Origin of the sequence: Pseudomonas sp. B7(2017), from assembly GCF_002112745.1 — a bacterium.
GTDB lineage: Bacteria > Pseudomonadota > Gammaproteobacteria > Pseudomonadales > Pseudomonadaceae > Aquipseudomonas > Aquipseudomonas ekonensis.
Genome location: NZ_NEIP01000010.1, coordinates 101,569 through 122,177, shown reverse-complemented (window position 1 = coordinate 122,177; position 20,609 = coordinate 101,569). Strand labels below are relative to the sequence as shown.

Genomic DNA, 20,609 nt, shown 5'->3' with positions numbered 1-20,609 from the left:
GCCTTTTGTTTTGCCCGGTGTTTGCCTCGGGTCAGGCCAGTTCGAGGTTGAACTGGTGCTTCTGCTTCTGCTGTTCGAACAGATTAAGCCACTCGGTGTGGGACGTGGCCTGGTAGCGCGAAAACGGAAAGTTCTGCGGAGGGACGGTGTCGGTGCCGGCCAGCAGTTGGCGGATCAGCCTGCCGACCGCATGGCCGAGGCTCACCGGCACGGCGTTGCCGACCTGCTTGTACTGCTCGATCAGCGGGCCCGCCAGTTGCCAGTCGTCCGGAAACTCCTGGATGCGTTTGTACTCCTGGATCGACAGCGGACGGTCTTCCTCGGGGTGGGCCAGGTCGGTGGCCGGCATGGCCGGATGGGTCACCAGGGTCGGGGACGGCTTGTCCCAATGCAGGCGTCGCAGGAAACCGGTTTTGCCGCCGCCGGAAAAGTACGATTTGCCGAGGGCTTCCTGTTGCAGCTCTGGCGTCAGGCTGCGCCAGTTCTGTCCGGCCTTGAGCATGCGGTAGTACTTGAGGCGTTTTTCCGGGAAGTTCAGGTGCGTGTGCTGGCCGATGCCCTGCAGGGCGCCGCGCAGTTTGTTCCAGACCGGCAGGCCGTGGGAGCCGTCCTCGGAATGCGTAGGCGTCAGGAAAGGCGCTTCCTTGCCGTCGCGGGAGCAGATGATGATCACCCGCTCGCGGATCTGCGGCGTGCCGAAGTTGGCCGAGTTGTAGAGGTTGAACGTGCAGGTGTAGCCCGCCCGCTTGAGCACGCTGATGACGAAGTTCAGCGCGCCGCCCTTCATTTCGTCGAGGGACAGGTCCGGGAATTCGCTGCCGCGCTGGTTGTGCGGGCGGTGATCCATCGGACACGACAGCAGGCCGCGCACGTTCTCGATGACGATGAAGCGCGGGCGGATCTCCAGGGCGAGGTCGATGTACTTGAGGAAGGCGTTGCCGCGGTCGTCATTGAACGCCTTGCGCTTGCCGGCGGTGCTGAACGCCTGGCAGGGCGGGCCGCCGACGATCAGGTCGACGTCTTCGGCGCGCACTTGGGCAGCTTCCAGGATCCGCTCGGCGGTGCAGTCGTTGATGTCGCCGAGCAGGGCGGTGTTGGGGCGGTTCAGGGCGATGGTCTGGCGGCAGTGCTTGTTCGACTCGCACGCCAGGCGGATGTCGAAGCCAGCCTTTTCCAGGCCCAGGTCCAGGCCCATGGCGCCGGAGAAGAAGCTCAGGGCGATCGGTTTGCGTGAGTCGGACGACGTCTGGACGGCGTAGGCAGGGTGGTCTTGTGCGATCATGTGTGCGGTTCGAAGGCCGTAGTTTTTCAGGCTGGCTTGCTCGACGATCCAGGTGTTGCCGATCTTCTCGGACTGGAGCTCGCCGCAGCGGCATAAGGTTCTGACCCGCTGCGTGCTGACGTTCAGCAGTGCGGCGGCGTCGGCGATGCTGAGATGGGTACTCATCGCGGGTTTCTTTCTCGAAACTTGAGATGGGTACCCATTCTAGAGAGGGGCAAAGGGGTGTCAACCGCAGGGACGGTTTAATCTCAATTTGCCCTGCCGGCGTCCTGTCGAGTTTGTGCGAACCTACCCTTTCGATTTTGAAGGCATTCCTGTAAGCTACAGCTTTAGTGTGTCCACTAAAAGCGCGCAGAATAATTCAGTGAAGAAGCGGGGTGACGTGTCCATACGTCACTCCGCTTTTTTACAACCTGCGATTGCCCCTTCATGCGTTATTTACGGGAGGTCTTCTTGACTAAGCCAGCCATACTCGCCCTTGCTGATGGCAGCATTTTTCGCGGCGAAGCCATTGGAGCCGACGGTCAGACCGTTGGTGAGGTGGTGTTCAACACCGCAATGACCGGCTATCAGGAAATCCTTACCGATCCTTCCTACGCCCAGCAGATCGTTACCCTGACCTACCCGCACATCGGCAACACCGGCACCACGCCGGAAGACGCCGAGTCCAACCGCGTGTGGTCGGCCGGCCTGGTCATCCGCGACCTGCCGCTGGTGGCGAGCAACTGGCGCAACACGATGTCCCTGTCCGACTACCTGAAGGCCAACAACGTCGTGGCCATCGCCGGTATCGACACCCGTCGCCTGACCCGTATCCTGCGTGAGAAAGGCGCGCAGAACGGCTGCATCATGGCCGGCGACAACATTTCCGAAGAAGCCGCCATCGCCGCCGCGCAAGGCTTCCCGGGCCTGAAGGGCATGGACCTGGCCAAAGTCGTCAGCACCAAGACCCAATACGAATGGCGCTCCACTGTCTGGGATCTGAAGACCGACAGCCACGCCACCCTCGAAGCCTCCGAGCTGCCTTACCACGTCGTCGCCTACGACTACGGCGTCAAGGTCAACATCCTGCGCATGCTGGTCGAGCGCGGCTGCCGCGTCACCGTGGTGCCGGCCCAGACCCCGGCCGCCGACGTGCTGGCCCTCAAGCCGGACGGCGTGTTCCTGTCCAACGGCCCTGGCGATCCGGAGCCGTGCGACTACGCGATCCAGGCGATCAAGGATGTGCTGGAAACCGAGATCCCGGTGTTCGGCATCTGCCTCGGCCACCAGCTGCTGGCCCTGGCCTCCGGCGCCAAGACCCTGAAGATGGGCCACGGCCACCACGGCGCGAACCACCCGGTGCAGGACCTGGACACCGGTGTCGTGATGATCACCAGCCAGAACCACGGTTTCGCGGTAGACGAAGCGACCCTGCCGGCCAACGTCCGTGCGATCCACAAATCGCTGTTCGACGGCACCCTGCAAGGCATCGAGCGCACCGACAAGAGCGCGTTCAGCTTCCAGGGCCACCCTGAAGCGAGCCCGGGCCCGAACGACGTGGCGCCACTGTTCGACCGCTTCATCAACGAGATGGCCAAGCGACGCTGAGCGTTGCCTTGAGACTGTAGCGAGAAGCCCTTCGAGGGCGGCCCCGCGACCGGCGGCCCCCTCGATACTTCAGAAATCGATCAGGACGGCTTGCCGACTGACCTGCGGATTTGAGTGACAAACCCATGCCAAAACGTACAGACATTAAAAGCATCCTGATTCTCGGCGCCGGCCCGATCGTGATCGGCCAGGCCTGCGAATTCGACTACTCCGGCGCCCAGGCCTGCAAGGCCCTGCGCGAAGAGGGTTACCGCGTCATCCTGGTGAACTCCAACCCGGCCACCATCATGACCGACCCGGCCATGGCCGACGCCACCTACATCGAGCCGATCAAGTGGCAGACCGTCGCCAAGATCATCGAGAAAGAGCGTCCGGACGCGCTGCTGCCGACCATGGGTGGCCAGACCGCGCTGAACTGCGCCCTGGACCTGGAGCGCGAAGGCGTACTGGAAAAGTTCGGCGTGGAAATGATCGGCGCCAACGCCGACACCATCGACAAGGCCGAAGACCGCTCGCGCTTCGACAAGGCCATGAAGGCCATCGGCCTGGAATGCCCGCGCTCCGGCATCGCCCACAGCATGGAAGAAGCAAATGCGGTGCTTGAGCGCCTGGGCTTCCCGTGCATCATCCGTCCGTCCTTCACCATGGGCGGCACCGGCGGCGGCATCGCCTACAACCGTGAAGAGTTCGAAGAGATCTGCGCCCGCGGCCTGGACCTGTCGCCGACCAAGGAACTGCTGATCGACGAATCCCTGATCGGCTGGAAAGAATATGAGATGGAAGTTGTCCGCGACAAAAAGGACAACTGCATCATCGTCTGCTCGATCGAGAACTTCGACCCGATGGGCGTGCACACCGGCGACTCGATCACCGTGGCCCCGGCCCAGACCCTGACCGACAAGGAATACCAGATCCTGCGCAATGCCTCCCTGGCGGTGCTGCGTGAGATCGGCGTCGAGACCGGCGGCTCCAACGTGCAGTTCGGCATCTGCCCGAACACCGGCCGCATGGTCGTGATCGAGATGAACCCACGGGTGTCCCGCTCGTCGGCCCTGGCCTCGAAGGCCACCGGTTTCCCGATCGCCAAGGTCGCCGCGAAACTGGCCGTCGGCTACACCCTCGACGAGCTGTCGAACGACATCACCGGCGGCAAGACCCCGGCGTCCTTCGAGCCGTCCATCGACTACGTCGTCACCAAGCTGCCACGCTTCGCCTTCGAGAAGTTCGCCAAGGCCGACGCACGCCTGACCACCCAGATGAAATCGGTGGGTGAAGTCATGGCCATCGGCCGTACCTTCCAGGAATCCCTGCAGAAAGCCCTGCGCGGCCTGGAAGTGGGCGTCTGCGGCCTGGACGAGAAGCTCGACCTGAGCAACCCGGAAAGCATGAGTGTCCTCAAGCGCGAACTGACCGTGCCGGGCGCCGAGCGCATCTGGTACGTGGCGGACGCGTTCCGTGCCGGCCTGACCGTCGAAGACATCTTCGGCATGAACATGATCGACCCATGGTTCCTGGTGCAGATCGAGGACCTGGTCAAGGAAGAAGAGAAGGTCAAGACCCTCGGTCTGTCGGCCATCGACCGCGACCTGATGTTCCGCCTCAAGCGCAAGGGCTTCTCCGACCAGCGTCTGGCCAAGCTGTTGGGCGTCACCGAGAAGAACCTGCGCACCCACCGCCAGAAGCTGGAAGTGTTCCCGGTCTACAAGCGCGTCGACACCTGCGCCGCCGAGTTCGCCACCGACACCGCCTACCTGTACTCCACCTACGAGGAAGAGTGCGAAGCGGCGCCGTCCGGCCGCGACAAGATCATCATCCTCGGTGGCGGCCCGAACCGCATCGGCCAGGGCATCGAGTTCGACTACTGCTGCGTGCACGCGGCACTGGCGCTGCGCGATGACGGCTACGAGACCATCATGGTCAACTGCAACCCGGAAACCGTCTCCACCGACTACGACACCTCCGACCGCCTGTACTTCGAGCCGGTGACCCTGGAAGACGTGCTGGAAATCGTCCGCGTCGAGAAGCCGAAAGGCGTGATCGTCCAGTACGGCGGCCAGACTCCGCTGAAACTGGCCCGTGCCCTCGAAGCGGCCGGCGTGCCGATCATCGGCACCAGCCCTGACGCCATCGACCGCGCCGAAGACCGCGAGCGCTTCCAGCAGATGGTCGAGCGCCTGAACCTGCGTCAGCCGCCGAACGCCACCGTGCGCAGCGAAGACGAAGCCGTCCGCGCCGCCGCTAAGATCGGCTACCCGCTGGTGGTGCGTCCGTCCTACGTGCTGGGCGGCCGGGCGATGGAAATCGTCTACAAGGAAGAAGAGCTCAAGCGTTACCTGCGCGAAGCGGTGCAGGTGTCCAATGACAGCCCGGTGCTGCTGGATCACTTCCTCAACTGCGCCATCGAGATGGACGTGGATGCGGTCAGCGACGGCAAGGACGTGGTGATCGGCGCGATCATGCAGCACATCGAGCAGGCCGGCGTTCACTCCGGTGACTCCGCATGCTCGCTGCCGCCGTACTCGCTGCCGGCGCACATCCAGGACGAGATGCGCGAACAGGTCAAGAAAATGGCCCTGGAACTGGGCGTGGTCGGTCTGATGAACGTGCAGCTGGCGCTGCAGGGCGAAGACATCTACGTCATCGAAGTCAACCCGCGCGCGTCCCGTACCGTGCCGTTCGTGTCCAAGTGCATCGGCGTTTCCCTGGCGATGATCGCGGCCCGCGTAATGGCCGGCAAAACGCTGAAAGAACTGGGTTTCACCAAGGAAATCATCCCGAACTTCTACAGCGTGAAAGAGGCGGTGTTCCCGTTCGCCAAGTTCCCTGGCGTCGACCCGATCCTCGGCCCAGAAATGAAGTCCACCGGTGAAGTGATGGGCGTCGGCGACACTTTCGGCGAAGCGTTCGCCAAGGCCCAGATGGGCGCCAGCGAAGTGCTGCCGACCGGCGGCACCGCATTCATCAGCGTCCGCGACGACGACAAGCCGCTGGTGGCGGGCGTGGCCCGTGACCTGATCGGCCTGGGCTTCGAAGTGGTGGCCACCGCCGGCACAGCCAAGGTGATCGAGGCCGCAGGCCTGAAGGTACGCCGCGTGAACAAGGTGACCGAAGGTCGTCCGCACGTGGTCGACATGATCAAGAACGACGAAGTCACCCTGATCATCAACACCACCGAGGGTCGGCAGTCGATCGCTGATTCCTACTCCATCCGCCGCAATGCCCTGCAGCACAAGATCTACTGCACCACTACCATTGCTGCGGGCGAAGCCATTTGCGAAGCGCTGAAGTTCGGTCCCGAGAAGACCGTGCGCCGCTTGCAGGATCTACACGCAGGATTGAAGGCATGAACAAATACCCAATGACCGTCCGGGGCGCCAAGGCCCTGGAGGAAGAGCACACGTTCCTGAGCAAGGTCGAGCGTCCGCGCTTGAGCCAGGCCATCGGCGAGGCCCGCGAGCTCGGTGACCTCAAGGAAAACGCCGAGTACCATGCCGCCCGCGAGGAGCAGGGCATGGTCGAGGCGCGGATCCGCGACATCGAAGGCCGTCTGCAGAACTCGGTGGTGATCGATGTCACCACCATCGCCCATACCGGCAAGGTGATTTTCGGCACCACCGTGGATCTGGAAAACACCGAGACCGGCGATCAGGTGACCTACCAGATCGTCGGCGAGGACGAAGCCGACATCAAGAAAGGCAGGCTTTCGGCGGCAGCGCCGATCGCCCGTGCGATCATCGGCAAGGAAGAAGGCGATACGGTCGTGGTCAAGACTCCGAGCGGCACGGTCGAGTACGAGATTGTCGAAGTCAAGCACATCTGACGCGATGTTCCGGGCGCCCACCCTTGAGGCCATCCTTTGGCAGCTGTCCCAGGTCTTCTGGGTCGGCGGCCTTTGGGTGTTTCATGTCGGATTGATTCCGGCGCTGAAGGTCAGCGGGCTGGCGCCGTTGCTGATCGACGACGTCGCGACGCAGATCGACCGTTGGTTGATCGGTGTGGCGGCGGTGGGAATGCTGGTTCAGCTGACGCTGCTGGCGAGGGTTGCCGGTGTCGCGGCATGGTGGCGGGTGTTCAGTGGCCGGGTGCTGCTGGTCGGCCTGGCCGCCTGCTTCGGCTATTACACGCTGCGCTACGGCGTGTCGGTCGATCAGCGCTGGCAGATGTACTGTTTCGTGGTGCTGGGGATCAGCGGCATCGTGCTGGTGGCCCAGTCCGTGCCGGTCAGGGTGCGCAAGCCGCACCGCTGACCGGGGCCACCGTCATTTGTAGCGGTGGATGTTCGACAGCTGCTTGTTCGGCTGCGGGTTCTTGCGGTACAGCAGCACCATCTTGCCGATGATCTGCACCTGCTCGGCGCGGCCGGCCTTGGCCAGCTCGTCCATGACGGCGCGACGGTCGTCGCGGTCTTCGAGCTTGACCTGCACCTTGATCAGTTCATGATCGGTCAACGCACGCTCCAGCTCGGCGAGAACACCTTCGGTCAGGCCGTTGCCGGCCACCATCAGAACCGGCTTCAGGTCGTGACCAATGGATTTGAATTGTTTCTTCTGCTCGTTGCTGAGCGGCATAATCTGACCCTTTCGTCTGGATTCTGTAAAAATGGCGGCCATTTTACCCGAGGGCTCGTGGATCCGCCCGATAAATCACGACCCTTATCATCGAGGTGCCCAATGGCGCGTTCCAAGACAAGCCTTGGTTGGCTGAAACGACATGTCAACGATCCTTATGTGAAACAAGCGCAGAAGGATGGTTACCGCTCGCGCGCGAGCTACAAGCTTCTGGAGGTCCAGGAGAAGTACAAGCTGATCCGTCCGGGCATGAGCGTGGTCGACCTGGGCGCCGCGCCCGGCGGCTGGTCGCAGGTCACTAGCCGGCTGATCGGCGGCCAGGGCCGGCTGATCGCCTCGGACATCCTGGAGATGGACAGCATCCCGGACGTGACCTTCGTCCACGGCGACTTCACCCAGGACGAAGTGCTCGCCCGCATTCTTGAAGCCGTAGGCAATTCGCAGGTGGATCTTGTGATTTCCGATATGGCCCCCAATATGAGTGGTACGCCTGCCGTGGACATGCCCAAGGCCATGTTCCTCTGTGAGCTGGCCCTTGATCTGGCGGCCCGGATCCTCAAGCCTGGCGGCAATTTCCTGATCAAGATTTTCCAGGGCGAGGGGTTCGATGCCTATCTGAAGGACACTCGTCAGAAATTCGACAAGGTCCAGATGATCAAACCGGACTCTTCCCGCGACAGTTCCCGCGAGCAATACCTGCTGGCTTGGGGCTATCGCGGCGAGTGAAAGGCGTCAGGCCGGGGGCTTTCAGAGGCGTCCCATAGTTTTTTGCAATGGGACACGGAACCTGGCCTGGAACAACATCGTGTAGTCTAGGTTTCACAAAGGGTTACAGACGGCGCCTGCAGTCGTGCGGGTAATGTAGTAAGTTAAGCCGGTGATTATCATGCGAGGCACGGCTGCGCCTGGCCTGCTTCAGAGGGTAACGAATTGAACGATATGGCAAAGAACCTGATTTTGTGGTTGATCATCGCGGCGGTCCTCGTGACTGTGATGAACAACTTCTCCAGTCCGAACGAGCCGCAGACCCTCAACTATTCCGACTTCATCCAACAGGTCAAGGACGGCAAGGTCGAGCGCGTGGCCGTCGACGGCTATGTGATCACCGGCAAGCGCAATGACGGCGACAGCTTCAAGACCATTCGTCCGGCCATCCAGGACAACGGGCTGATCGGCGACCTGGTCGACAACCATGTGGTGATCGAAGGCAAGCAGCCTGAGCAGCAGAGCATCTGGACCCAGTTGCTGGTGGCCAGCTTCCCGATCCTGGTGATCATCGCGGTGTTCATGTTCTTCATGCGCCAGATGCAAGGCGGAGCCGGCGGTAAGGGCGGCCCGATGAGCTTCGGCAAGAGCAAGGCGCGCCTGCTTTCCGAGGATCAGGTGAAGACCACCCTGGCTGACGTCGCCGGCTGCGACGAAGCCAAGGAAGAAGTCGGCGAGCTCGTCGAGTTCCTCCGCGACCCGGGCAAGTTCCAGCGTCTGGGCGGTCGCATCCCTCGCGGCGTTCTGATGGTCGGCCCTCCGGGTACCGGTAAGACCCTGCTGGCCAAGGCGATCGCCGGCGAAGCCAAGGTGCCGTTCTTCACCATTTCCGGTTCCGACTTCGTCGAGATGTTCGTCGGTGTCGGTGCCAGCCGTGTTCGCGACATGTTCGAACAGGCCAAGAAGCACGCGCCGTGCATCATCTTCATCGACGAGATCGACGCCGTGGGTCGCCATCGTGGCGCCGGCATGGGCGGCGGTCATGACGAGCGCGAACAGACCCTCAACCAACTGTTGGTCGAGATGGATGGCTTCGAGATGAATGACGGCATCATCGTCATCGCCGCGACCAACCGTCCTGACGTGCTCGACCCGGCGCTGCTGCGTCCGGGGCGTTTCGACCGTCAGGTGGTGGTCGGCCTGCCGGACATCCGCGGCCGCGAGCAGATCCTCAAGGTGCACATGCGCAAGGTGCCGGTGGGCGACGATGTCGCTCCGGCCGTCATCGCCCGCGGTACTCCGGGCTTCTCCGGCGCCGACCTGGCCAACCTGGTCAACGAGGCCTCCCTGTTCGCGGCCCGCGCCGGCAAGCGCATCGTCGAGATGAAGGAATTCGAGCTGGCGAAAGACAAGATCATGATGGGCGCCGAGCGCAAGACCATGGTCATGTCCGAGAAAGAGAAACAGAACACCGCTTACCACGAGGCCGGTCACGCCATCGTCGGTCGCGTCGTGCCAGAGCATGACCCGGTCTACAAGGTGTCGATCATCCCGCGTGGCCGTGCGCTGGGCGTGACCATGTTCCTGCCGGAAGAGGATCGCTACAGCCTGTCCAAGCGCGCGCTGATCAGCCAGATCTGCTCGCTGTACGGTGGCCGTATCGCCGAGGAGATGACCTTGGGCTTCGACGGCGTCACCACCGGTGCTTCCAACGACATCATGCGTGCAAGCCAGATTGCCCGGAACATGGTGACCAAGTGGGGCCTGTCGGAAAAACTCGGTCCGCTGATGTATGCCGAAGAAGAGGGCGAAGTGTTCCTCGGACGCGGTGGTGGCGGCCAGAACGCGAGCTTCTCCGGCGAGACGGCCAAACTGATCGACTCCGAGGTGCGCAGCATCATCGACCAGTGCTACGGCACCGCCAAGCAGATCCTCACGGACAACCGTGACAAGCTCGACGCCATGGCCGATGCGCTGATGAAGTACGAAACGATCGATGCCGAGCAGATCGACGACATCATGGCCGGACGCGAACCGCGCGAGCCTCGCGACTGGTCGGGCGGCACCGGTACGCCTCCGCCCGTGGTGCGGGATGAGCGTCCGGAAACTCCGATCGGCGGCCCGGCAGCTGACGTTTAAGGTTTGAAATGACTTCTGCTCAGTCCCTGACCCGGTTGCCTTGCGGCAACCGGGTTCTTGATTTGGCCCGGACGCATGTCATGGGCATTCTCAATGTCACTCCCGACTCTTTCTCCGATGGCGGCCGGTACGGTCAGCTCGATGCTGCGTTGCGCCATGCCGAAGCGATGGTGCAGGCCGGCGCGACGTTGATCGATGTCGGTGGCGAATCCACCCGGCCCGGTGCGCGGGCGGTTTCTCCGCTGGAGGAACTCGAGCGCGTGGCCCCGGCCGTGGAGCGGATCGCCCGGGAGCTGGATGTGATCATTTCGGTCGACACGTCGACCCCGTCGGTGATGCGCGAGACGGCTCGGCTGGGGGCGGGGTTGATCAACGACGTGCGCTCGTTGCGCCGGGACGGTGCATTGGATGCGGCGGCGGCCACGGGTTTGCCGGTGTGCCTCATGCACATGCTGGGCGAGCCTGGCGACATGCAGGACAATCCGCGGTACCAGGACGTCACCCGTGAAGTGGGCGAGTTTCTGGTCGAGCGGATGTCGGCGTGCGCCGCGGCGGGCATTCCTGCCGAGAGGATCATTCTCGACCCCGGTTTCGGTTTCGCCAAAACCCTGCAGCACAATCTAAGCTTGTTCAAGCACATGGAATCCCTGCATGCGCTTGGGCGGCCGCTGCTTGTGGGCGTTTCCCGCAAGAGCATGATCGGGCAGACCTTGAATCGCCCCGTGGATGAACGTTTGAGCGGTGGTCTGGCACTGGCGGCGCTGGCGTCGGTCAAGGGCGCGCGCATACTGCGCGTGCATGACGTGGCGCAAACGGTGGATGTCGTGCGGATGATCGAAGCCGTGGAATCGGCCGAATAGGAATATGGAGCACTTATGAGCAAGAAATATTTTGGCACCGACGGTATTCGCGGCCGGGTCGGTGAGTATCCGATCACTCCAGACTTCATGCTCAAGCTCGGCTGGGCAGCCGGCATGGCATTCCGCAAGATGGGCGCCTGCAAGGTGCTGGTCGGCAAGGACACCCGGATTTCGGGGTACATGTTCGAATCGGCGCTTGAGGCCGGCCTGACCTCCGCCGGGGCCGATGTGATGCTGCTCGGCCCTATGCCGACGCCGGCCATCGCCTACCTGTCGCGCACGTTCCAGGCCGAGGCCGGGATCGTGATCAGCGCTTCGCACAACCCGCACGACGACAACGGCATCAAGTTCTTCTCCGGCAAGGGCACCAAGCTCCCGGACGAGCTGGAGCTGATGATCGAAGAGCTTCTCGACACGCCGATGACCGTGGTCGAGTCGAGCAAGATCGGCAAGGTCTCGCGGATCAACGATGCCTCGGGCCGCTACATCGAATTCTGCAAGAGCAGCGTGCCGTCCGGCACCAGCTTCTCGGGCCTCAAGATCGTGATCGACTGCGCCCACGGTGCGACCTACAAGGTGGCGCCGAGCGTGTTCCGTGAGCTGGGCGCCGAGGTCGTGGTGCTGTCGGCCCAGCCGAATGGCCTGAACATCAACGACAACTGCGGCTCGACCCACATGGGGCCGTTGCAGGCCGCGGTGCTGGCGGAGCACGCCGACCTGGGCATCGCCTTCGACGGTGACGGCGACCGGGTGCAGATGGTGGATCACACCGGCGCCGTGGTCGACGGCGACGAGCTGCTGTTCATCATCGCGCGGGACCTGCACGAGCGCGGCAAGCTTCAGGGCGGTGTGGTCGGCACCTTGATGAGCAATCTCGGGCTGGAACTGGCGCTGGCCGATCTGGGCATCCCGTTCGTGCGCGCCAATGTCGGCGACCGTTATGTCATCGCCGAACTGCTGGAACGCAACTGGTTGGTGGGCGGTGAGAACTCAGGGCATGTCGTGTGCTTCAACCACACCACAACCGGGGATGCGATCATCGCGGCGCTGCAGGTGCTGATGGCGCTGAAGACCCGCAACGAAGGGCTGGCCCAGACCCGCCAGGCGCTGCGCAAGTGTCCGCAGGTGCTGATCAACGTGCGTTTCGGCGGCGGCGAAAGTCCGCTTGAGCATCCTGCTGTCAAAGAAGCCAGTGCCCGTGTCACCCAGGCGATGGCCGGTCGTGGCCGCGTTCTGCTGCGCAAGTCCGGGACAGAGCCTTTGGTGCGTGTCATGGTCGAAGGCGAGGACGAGGCCCAGGTTCGCGGCTACGCCGAAGAGCTGGCAAAACTGGTGACTGAAGTTTCTGCATGATTCGGCTTGCCAGCCATGATTGTGTTGGGTAACATCTGCGCCCACTTTGACCGACGAGGTAAAGCATGCGTCGCCCTATGGTAGCTGGTAACTGGAAAATGCACGGTACCCGCGCCAGCGTCGCTGAGCTGATCAACGGCCTCCGTCATCTGGCATTGCCAAGCGGCATTGATGTCGCGGTATTCCCGCCTTGCCTGTTCATCAATCAAGTGATTGATGGCCTGAAAGGAAAATCGATTTCGGTCGGTGCGCAGAATTCTGCGGTGGAATCCATGCAAGGTGCCTTGACGGGTGAGATCGCTCCGAGTCAGTTGGTGGACGCAGGTTGTTCCCTGGTGCTTGTCGGGCACTCCGAGCGTCGCCAGATCATGGGTGAGCGTGACGGGATGCTGAACCGCAAGTTCGCGGCGGCACAGGCCTGCGGTCTGGTTCCGGTGCTCTGCATAGGGGAAACCCTTGAGCAGCGCGAAGCTGGACAGACCCTTGAGGTTGTCGGGCGTCAGCTGGGCAGCATCATCGAAGAGTTGGGGGTGGGTGCCTTTGCAAAGGCGGTCATCGCTTACGAGCCGGTCTGGGCCATTGGCACCGGGCTGACTGCGACGCCGCAGCAGGCTCAGGATGTGCACAAGGCCATCCGCGAGCAATTGGCGGCAGAGAATCCTGAAGTGGCACGAGGTGTGCGGCTTCTGTACGGCGGCAGCGTGAAGGCGGCCAATGCGGCTGAACTGTTCGGCATGCCGGATATCGATGGGGGGCTCATTGGTGGAGCTTCCCTGAATGCAGATGAGTTCGGTGCGATTTGCCGCGCCGCGGGAAACTGAAAAAATGCTGGAAACAGTCGTAGTCGTTTTTCATCTGCTGGGTGCATTGGGCGTAGTTGCTCTGGTTTTGCTGCAGCAGGGTAAGGGAGCGGACGCTGGTGCGTCTTTCGGAGCAGGTGCTTCAAATACTGTGTTCGGAAGCCAAGGTTCCTCTACCTTTCTTAGTAAGTTTACTGCTATACTCGCCGCCGGTTTCTTCATAACCAGCTTAGGGTTAGGATACTTTGCTAAAGAGAAGGCTCATCAGCTGACTCAAGCAGGTCTGCCAGATCCAGCGGTGTTGGAAGTTCCAAAGCAACAGCCGGCTTCTGATGATGTCCCGGTGCTTCAAGAGCAAAAGTCGGCCAACTCGGCGACTGACGTACCTCCAGCTCAAGAGCAGAAGTAAGAAGGGTTTCAAACGTAGTTTTGCCGAGGTGGTGGAATTGGTAGACACGCAACCTTGAGGTGGTTGTGCCCATAGGGTGTAGGGGTTCGAGTCCCCTTCTCGGTACCAATTAGTCAGGAGAGCCCGCTGTTGCGGGCTTTCTTGCAGGTGGAAGGTTACATTGACCCTCGTTAGGGTTCGGTCGTATACTTTCGCCCCAGCTTTGTCGCGGGGTGGAGCAGTCTGGTAGCTCGTCGGGCTCATAACCCGAAGGTCGTCGGTTCAAATCCGGCCCCCGCAACCAGTTTAAGGAGCCCCTTCTTCAGGGGCTTTTTGTTAGCTGGACACTTTCAATGCCGCTGTCGCGCGGCAATCTCATGGTGGGCTTCTTGCCCATTTTTTATTTGCACAGCATGCACGAGGGGGTTCAGGTGTCGAGCAAGCTAGAACAGTTGCAGGCCTTGTTGGCCCCGGTGGTCGAGGCTCTTGGCTATCAATGCTGGGGGATCGAATTCATCTCTCAAGGCAAACATTCGGTTTTGCGGATCTACATCGATAAAGAGGGCGGCATCCTGATCGACGACTGCACGGCAGTGAGTCGTCAGGCCAGCGCGGTCCTCGATGTGGAAGACCCGATCAGTTCCGAATACACCCTTGAGGTGTCCTCTCCTGGCATGGATCGCCCGCTGTTCACTCTGGAACAGTTTGCTTCGCATGCCGGCGAACAAGTGAAGATCAAATTGCGTTCGCCTTTTGAAGGCCGGCGCAACTTTCAGGGCCTTCTGCGCGGAGTGGAAGAACAGGATGTCGTGGTGCAGGTGGATGACCATGAGTTCCTGTTGCCGATCGATATGATCGACAAGGCCAACATTATTCCCAGTTTTGACTGAGACCTGCCAGATACTGCGGATCCCGCGGATCCAATGGCTTGCGAAAGGCGAGGCGTACGATGAGCAAAGAAGTACTGCTGGTTGTTGAGTCGGTATCCAATGAAAAGGGTGTACCGGCAGGCGTGATTTTTGAAGCGCTGGAGCTGGCTCTGGCCACTGCAACCAAAAAACGTTTTGAAGACGAAGTGGACCTGCGTGTGGAAATCAACCGCCACACCGGTTCCTACGAGACTTTCCGTCGCTGGACGGTGGTCGAGGAAGCCGATCTGGACGATCCGGCCATCGAGACCTGGCCGAGCAAGGTTGCCGAAACGCACCCGGGCGCCAAGGTCGGCGACGTCGTCGAAGAGAAGATCGAGTCCATCGAGTTCGGCCGCATCGCGGCGCAGACCGCCAAGCAGGTCATCGTACAGAAGGTTCGTGAAGCCGAGCGCGCCCAAGTCGTGGACGCGTACCGCGAGCGCCTGGGAGAGATCATCTCCGGCACCGTGAAGAAAGTGACCCGCGACAACGTGATCGTCGACCTGGGCAACAACGCCGAAGCGTTGCTGGCCCGTGAAGACATCATCTCCCGCGAGACCTTCCGTGTCGGCGTGCGCCTGCGTGCGCTGCTCAAGGAAATCCGCACCGAGAACCGCGGCCCTCAGCTGATCCTGTCGCGCACCGCGCCGGAAATGCTGATCGAGCTGTTCCGCATCGAAGTGCCGGAAATCGCCGAAGGCCTGATCGAAGTGATGGCCGCCTCCCGGGATCCGGGTTCGCGCGCCAAGATCGCCGTCCGCTCCAAGGACAAGCGCATCGACCCGCAGGGCGCGTGCATCGGCATGCGCGGTTCGCGCGTCCAGGCCGTGTCGGGCGAATTGGGTGGCGAGCGTGTGGACATCGTCCTGTGGGACGACAACCCGGCGCAGTTCGTGATCAATGCCATGTCGCCTGCCGAAGTGGCGGCGATCATCGTTGACGAAGACGCCCACGCCATGGACATCGCGGTGGGTGCCGACAACCTCGCTCAGGCCATCGGCCGCGGCGGCCAGAACGTGCGTCTGGCCAGTCAGCTGACCGGTTGGACCCTGAACGTGATGACCGAATCGGACATCCAGGCCAAGCAACAGGCGGAGACCGGCGACATCCTGCGCAACTTCATCGACGAGCTGGAAGTCGACGAAGAGCTGGCCCAGGTGCTGGTCGACGAAGGCTTCACCAGCCTGGAAGAGATTGCCTACGTACCGCTGGAAGAGATGCTCAACATCGACGGCTTCGACGAGGAAATCGTCAACGAGCTTCGCGCTCGCGCCAAGGACCGGTTGTTGACCAAGGCCATCGCTACTGAGGAAAAGCTGGCAGACGCCCATCCGGCCGAAGACCTGCTCTCGCTTGAGGGCATGGACAAGGATCTGGCGGCGGAACTGGCGGTGCGCGGCGTAGTTAACCGCGAAGACCTGGCCGAGCAGTCGATTGATGACCTGCTCGACATCGACGGTATCGACGAAGAGCGTGCCGGCAAGTTGATCATGGCCGCCCGAGCCCACTGGTTCGAGTAATTAGGCGCGGCCTGAGGAGAGAAGTGCATGACGCAAGTCACGGTGAAACAACTGGCCGATGAGGTCAAAACACCGGTAGAGCGCCTGTTGCAGCAGATGCGTGAGGCAGGTCTGCCGCACACCGCCGCCGAAGAACATGTGACTGACAGTGAAAAGCAGTCCCTGCTGACTCACTTGAAGAGCAGCCACAAGGCGAAAGTGGAAGAGCCACGCAAGATCACGCTGCAGCGTAAAACCACCAGCACCCTGCGGGTGGCCGGCAGCAAGAGCATCAGCGTAGAAGTGCGCAAGAAGAAAGTTTTCGTGCAGCGCAGCCCGGAAGAGATCGAGGCCGAGCGTCAGCGTGAGCTGGACGAGCGCCGCGCCGTGGAAAACGCCGCCCGTCAAAAGGCAGAAGAGGAAGCCCGCCTGCGCGCCGAAGAAGAAGCGCGCCGTCAGCCTCCTGCTGCCCCGGCCGCTGCGGCCGAGCCTGTTGCAGCCCCGGCTCCGGTTGCCGAGCCTGTGCGCGAAGCGGTATCCGCAGCGCCGGCCGCTCCGGTCGTCGAAGTGCGCAAGCGTGACGACCAGCGTCGTCCGGACAAGCCACGCGCCGACGAGAACAGCCGTCGCGGCGGCGGTGACGGCGAGCGCAAGAACGCTCCGCACCGCGCATCGGTCAAGGAAAAGGCGCCGGCCCCTCGCGTGGCGCCCCGCACTACCGACGAAGAAAGCGATGGCTTCCGCCGCGGCGGTCGCAGCAGCAAGTCCAAGCTGAAGAAACGCAACGCCCACGGTTTCCAGAGCCCTACCGGGCCGGTGGTGCGTGACGTGAAGATCGGCGAGACCATCACTGTGGGCGATCTGGCCCAGCAGATGTCGGTCAAGGCTGCTGAAATCATCAAGTTCATGTTCAAGCTGGGCACCCCGGCCACCATCAACCAGGTTCTGGACCAGGAAACTGCCCAGCTGGTCGCCGAAGAACTGGGCCACAAAGTGACCCTGATCAGCGACACCGCCCTGGAAGATTCCCTGGCCGAGTCCCTGAAGTTCGAAGGCGAGGCGGTGCCTCGTGCTCCGGTCGTGACCGTCATGGGTCACGTTGACCACGGCAAGACCTCGCTGCTCGACTACATCCGTCGCGCCAAGGTTGCTGCGGGCGAAGCCGGCGGCATCACCCAGCACATCGGTGCGTACCACGTCGAAACCGAACGCGGCATGGTCACCTTCCTCGACACCCCGGGTCACGCGGCGTTCACCGCGATGCGTGCCCGCGGCGCCAAGGCGACCGACATCGTGATCCTGGTGGTCGCGGCCGACGACGGCGTGATGCCGCAAACCATCGAAGCCGTTCAGCACGCCCAGGCTGCTGGCGTGCCGCTGGTGGTGGCGGTGAACAAGATCGACAAGCCGGGTGCCGACCTCGATCGCATCCGCAGCGAGCTGGCGACCCACGGCGTGACGCCGGAAGACTGGGGTGGCGACACGCCGTTCGTTCCGGTTTCGGCGAAGATGGGTACCGGCGTCGACGAACTGCTCGAAGCCGTGCTGCTGCAGGCCGAAGTGCTTGAGCTCACCGCCACTCCGTCGGCCCCTGGCCGTGGTGTCGTGGTCGAGTCGCGTCTGGACAAGGGCCGCGGCCCGGTGGCCACCGTGCTGGTTCAGGACGGTACCCTGCGTCAAGGCGACATGGTGCTGGTCGGTTCGAACTATGGCCGCGTGCGCGCCATGCTCGACGAGAACGGCAAGCCGATCAAGGAAGCGGGCCCGGCCATTCCGGTCGAGATCCTCGGCCTGGACGGCACGCCTGACGCCGGTGACGAGATGAGCGTGGTGGCCGACGAGAAGAAGGCCCGTGAAGTGGCCCTGTTCCGTCAAGGCAAGTTCCGCGAAGTCAAGCTGGCCCGCGCTCACGCCGGCAAGCTGGAAAACATCTTCGAAAGCATGGGCCAGGAAGAGAAGAAGACGCTCAACATCGTCCTCAAGTCCGACGTCCGCGGCTCGCTGGAGGCCCTGCAAGGCGCCCTCAACGGCCTGGGCAACGACGAAGTGCAAGTGCGTGTGGTCGGTGGCGGCGTCGGTGGCATCACCGAATCCGACGCCAACCTGGCACTGGCTTCCAACGCCGTGCTGTTCGGCTTCAACGTGCGTGCCGATGCGGGCGCACGGAAGATCGTCGAGCAGGAAGGTCTGGACATGCGTTACTACAACGTGATCTACGACATCATCGAAGACGTCAAGAAGGCCCTGACCGGCATGCTCGGCAGCGATGTCCGCGAGAACATCCTGGGTATCGCCGAAGTGCGTGACGTGTTCCGTTCGCCGAAGTTCGGCGCGATCGCCGGTTGCATGGTGGTCGAGGGTGTCGTGCACCGTAACCGTCCGATCCGCGTACTGCGTGAAGACATCGTGATCTTCGAAGGCGAGCTGGAATCCCTGCGCCGCTTCAAGGATGACGCTTCCGAAGTCCGTGCCGGCATGGAATGCGGCATCGGCGTGAAGAGCTACAACGACGTCAAGGTCGGCGACAAGATCGAAGTCTTCGAGAAGGTTCAGGTTGCTCGCAGCCTCTGACTCGCGCACTTCGGGAGCCGCAACGGGCCGCCGCAGCGATCTGCGCAGCCCGTCCGGCGGACTCTAAACGCAACGCCCGGTCTGGCCTCCGCCAGGCCGGGCGTTTGCCGCTTTCAGACCTCACGGGTTTCGCCGTGGGGCAGTTACAGGTAACAAACCATGGCAAAAGAATACAGCCGTACCCAACGTATCGGCGATCAGATGCAGCGTGAGCTGGCCCAGCTGATCCGTCGTGAAGTCAAAGACCCGCGCGTCGGCCTGGTCACCATCACTGCGGTGGATGTCAGCCGTGACGTCGGTCACGCCAAGATCTTCATCACTGTGATGGGGCAGGACAACGCTGCCGACATCGCGCAGAGCATCAAGGTGCTGAACGCCGCCGCCGGTTTCCTGCGCATGCAGCTGGCCCGCGAAATGAAGCTGCGCAGCGTGCCGCAACTGCATTTCCACTACGACGAAAGCGTCGCCCGCGGCGCGCACCTGTCGGCCCTGATCGACCGTGCGGTGGCTGAAGACAGCCTGCACGAGACGGCGGCCGAACCCGAAGACACCAAGGAGTAATCCGGTGGCCCAGGTCAAACGTATCCGTCGTAACGTCAGCGGCATCATCCTGCTCGACAAGCCGCTGGGGTTCACCTCCAACGCGGCGCTGCAAAAGGTTCGCTGGCTGCTCAACGCCGAGAAGGCCGGGCACACCGGCAGCCTCGACCCGCTGGCCACCGGCGTGCTGCCGCTGTGCTTCGGCGAGGCGACCAAGTTCTCGCAGTACCTGCTCGATTCCGACAAGGGCTATGAGACGCTGGCGCAACTGGGCAAGACCACTACCACGGCCGATGCCGAGGGCGAGGTTCTGCAGGAGCGTCCGGTGACCGTTGGTCGCGCCGACATCGAAGCCGTCCTGCCGAAATTCCGTGGGCAAATCAATCAGATACCGCCGATGTACTCGGCGCTTAAGCGTGATGGCCAGCCGCTCTACAAGTTGGCCCGTGCAGGTGAAGTAGTGGAGCGCGAACCGCGTTCTGTTACTATTGCGCGCTTGGAATTGCTGGCCTTCGAAGGCGATACTGCGCGACTGGCGGTGGATTGCAGCAAGGGCACCTATATCCGTACCCTGGTGGAGGATATCGGTGAGCAGCTCGGTTGCGGTGCGTACGTCGCTGAATTGCGGCGTACCCAGGCCGGGCCTTTCACCCTGGCGCAGACCGTGACCCTCGAAGAGCTCGAAGCGGCCCATGCCGAAGGCGGCAACGAAGCGCTCGACCGCTTCCTGATGCCGGCGGACAGCGGCCTGCAGGATTGGCCGCTGCTGAAGTTCTCGGAGCACAGCGCGTTCTACTGGCTCAACGGCCAGCCGGTGCGCGCTCCGGATGCGCCGAAGTTCGGCATGGTGCGGGTACAGGATCACAACGGTCGCTTCATCGGCATCGGTGAAGTGAGCGAAGACGGGCGCATCGCGCCGCGTCGCTTGATTCGGTCGGAATGACCGGAACCGGTTCGCGTAACAGCGGGCCGGCGAGGGTGGCTGTCAACAGGCACGGTCACTGCTCTTTTATTGATACAGGGATTTGTCCCTGGCCTGTTGAAACCGTCCCTGGACGGTTTCCTGATAAAAGGATTGCCTCATGGCTCTCAGCGCAGCAGAAAAAGCTCAAATCGTTACCGACTACCAGCAAGCCGTTGGTGATACCGGCTCGCCAGAAGTGCAAGTTGCACTGCTGACCGCCAACATCAACAAGCTGCAAGGTCACTTCAAGGCCAACGGCAAAGACCACCACTCCCGTCGTGGTCTGATCCGCATGGTTAACCAGCGTCGCAAGCTGCTGGACTACCTGAAAGGCAAAGATCTGAGCCGCTACAGCGCTCTGATCGGCCGCCTGGGCCTGCGTCGCTAATCAGCGATTGCGCTATGAGGTTGGTTGCCTGTCGGCTGTCTGCGGTTTTCC

18 protein-coding genes and 2 tRNA genes are annotated in these 20,609 nt (G+C 62.3%); 18 read left to right on the top strand and 2 right to left on the bottom strand.

What is annotated here, in order from left to right; translation table 11 throughout:
- Positions 1–31: 31 nt before the first annotated feature.
- Entirely contained in the window at positions 32–1,447 is a 1,416-nt protein-coding gene (locus CAG29_RS19305; RefSeq protein WP_085694968.1) for a DNA cytosine methyltransferase, read from the bottom strand.
- A gap of 288 nt (positions 1,448–1,735) precedes the next feature.
- Here CAG29_RS19305 and carA point away from each other — a divergent pair, with 288 nt between their 5' ends.
- The 4 genes from carA to CAG29_RS19285 all read left to right on the top strand — a co-directional run bounded on the left by carA (position 1,736) and on the right by CAG29_RS19285 (position 7,119).
- Positions 1,736–2,872, top strand: a complete 1,137-nt coding sequence (gene carA / locus CAG29_RS19300) for a glutamine-hydrolyzing carbamoyl-phosphate synthase small subunit (protein ID WP_085578426.1) — start codon at positions 1,736–1,738, stop codon at positions 2,870–2,872.
- A 125-nt stretch (positions 2,873–2,997) separates the two neighbouring features.
- The gene (gene carB / locus CAG29_RS19295) at positions 2,998–6,219 is read left to right on the top strand and encodes a carbamoyl-phosphate synthase large subunit (protein ID WP_085578428.1); all 3,222 of its coding nucleotides are present in this window, start codon (positions 2,998–3,000) and stop codon (positions 6,217–6,219) included.
- Positions 6,216–6,692: a transcription elongation factor GreA gene (gene greA / locus CAG29_RS19290; protein WP_085578431.1), complete on the top strand. Its 477-nt coding sequence runs from the start codon at positions 6,216–6,218 to the stop codon at positions 6,690–6,692. Before carB ends, greA begins: the two co-directional genes overlap by 4 nt.
- Positions 6,670–7,119, top strand: coding sequence for an MFS transporter (locus CAG29_RS19285; protein ID WP_085578433.1), 450 nt, complete (start codon positions 6,670–6,672; stop codon positions 7,117–7,119). Before greA ends, CAG29_RS19285 begins: the two co-directional genes overlap by 23 nt.
- A 12-nt stretch (positions 7,120–7,131) precedes the next feature.
- Here CAG29_RS19285 and yhbY read toward each other — a convergent pair whose 3' ends face one another.
- Positions 7,132–7,440, bottom strand: coding sequence for a ribosome assembly RNA-binding protein YhbY (yhbY, locus tag CAG29_RS19280; protein WP_085578435.1), 309 nt, complete (start codon positions 7,438–7,440; stop codon positions 7,132–7,134).
- A gap of 102 nt (positions 7,441–7,542) precedes the next feature.
- On the opposite strand from yhbY, the gene rlmE reads away from it, so the two are divergent.
- The 14 genes from rlmE (at position 7,543) to rpsO (ending at position 20,558) form a co-directional block, all read left to right on the top strand.
- Positions 7,543–8,166, top strand: a complete 624-nt coding sequence (gene rlmE / locus CAG29_RS19275) for a 23S rRNA (uridine(2552)-2'-O)-methyltransferase RlmE (RefSeq protein WP_085578437.1) — start codon at positions 7,543–7,545, stop codon at positions 8,164–8,166.
- A 213-nt stretch (positions 8,167–8,379) separates the two neighbouring features.
- Positions 8,380–10,284: an ATP-dependent zinc metalloprotease FtsH gene (ftsH, locus tag CAG29_RS19270; RefSeq protein WP_085578439.1), complete on the top strand. Its 1,905-nt coding sequence runs from the start codon at positions 8,380–8,382 to the stop codon at positions 10,282–10,284.
- 8 nt (positions 10,285–10,292) lie between these two features.
- A complete protein-coding gene (gene folP, locus CAG29_RS19265; protein ID WP_085638365.1) occupies positions 10,293–11,144 on the top strand; it encodes a dihydropteroate synthase in 852 nt (283 codons plus the stop codon).
- A gap of 15 nt (positions 11,145–11,159) precedes the next feature.
- Positions 11,160–12,497: a phosphoglucosamine mutase gene (glmM, locus tag CAG29_RS19260; RefSeq protein ID WP_085578443.1), complete on the top strand. Its 1,338-nt coding sequence runs from the start codon at positions 11,160–11,162 to the stop codon at positions 12,495–12,497.
- A 65-nt stretch (positions 12,498–12,562) separates the two neighbouring features.
- Positions 12,563–13,318 carry a triose-phosphate isomerase gene (tpiA, locus tag CAG29_RS19255; RefSeq protein WP_085578445.1) on the top strand — a complete coding sequence of 252 codons (756 nt, stop codon included), beginning with the start codon at positions 12,563–12,565 and terminating at the stop codon, positions 13,316–13,318.
- Positions 13,319–13,322: 4 nt separating this feature from the next.
- The gene (gene secG / locus CAG29_RS19250; protein WP_085631752.1) at positions 13,323–13,706 is read left to right on the top strand and encodes a preprotein translocase subunit SecG; all 384 of its coding nucleotides are present in this window, start codon (positions 13,323–13,325) and stop codon (positions 13,704–13,706) included.
- A 22-nt stretch (positions 13,707–13,728) separates the two neighbouring features.
- Positions 13,729–13,814, top strand: a tRNA-Leu gene (locus tag CAG29_RS19245).
- A gap of 98 nt (positions 13,815–13,912) precedes the next feature.
- Positions 13,913–13,989: transfer RNA gene (locus CAG29_RS19240), tRNA-Met, on the top strand.
- Positions 13,990–14,116: 127 nt separating this feature from the next.
- Positions 14,117–14,575: a ribosome maturation factor RimP gene (gene rimP, locus CAG29_RS19235; protein ID WP_085638536.1), complete on the top strand. Its 459-nt coding sequence runs from the start codon at positions 14,117–14,119 to the stop codon at positions 14,573–14,575.
- A 59-nt stretch (positions 14,576–14,634) separates the two neighbouring features.
- Positions 14,635–16,116 carry a transcription termination factor NusA gene (gene nusA, locus CAG29_RS19230; protein WP_085578449.1) on the top strand — a complete coding sequence of 494 codons (1,482 nt, stop codon included), beginning with the start codon at positions 14,635–14,637 and terminating at the stop codon, positions 16,114–16,116.
- A gap of 27 nt (positions 16,117–16,143) precedes the next feature.
- Positions 16,144–18,666: a translation initiation factor IF-2 gene (infB, locus tag CAG29_RS19225; protein ID WP_085578452.1), complete on the top strand. Its 2,523-nt coding sequence runs from the start codon at positions 16,144–16,146 to the stop codon at positions 18,664–18,666.
- Positions 18,667–18,825: 159 nt separating this feature from the next.
- Positions 18,826–19,227: a 30S ribosome-binding factor RbfA gene (gene rbfA / locus CAG29_RS19220; protein ID WP_085578454.1), complete on the top strand. Its 402-nt coding sequence runs from the start codon at positions 18,826–18,828 to the stop codon at positions 19,225–19,227.
- 4 nt (positions 19,228–19,231) lie between these two features.
- Positions 19,232–20,149 (top strand): tRNA pseudouridine(55) synthase TruB, encoded by a 918-nt coding sequence (truB, locus tag CAG29_RS19215; protein WP_085578456.1) that lies wholly within the window; start codon positions 19,232–19,234, stop codon positions 20,147–20,149.
- Positions 20,150–20,288: 139 nt separating this feature from the next.
- The gene (rpsO, locus tag CAG29_RS19210; RefSeq protein ID WP_085578459.1) at positions 20,289–20,558 is read left to right on the top strand and encodes a 30S ribosomal protein S15; all 270 of its coding nucleotides are present in this window, start codon (positions 20,289–20,291) and stop codon (positions 20,556–20,558) included.
- Positions 20,559–20,609: the final 51 nt, after the last annotated feature.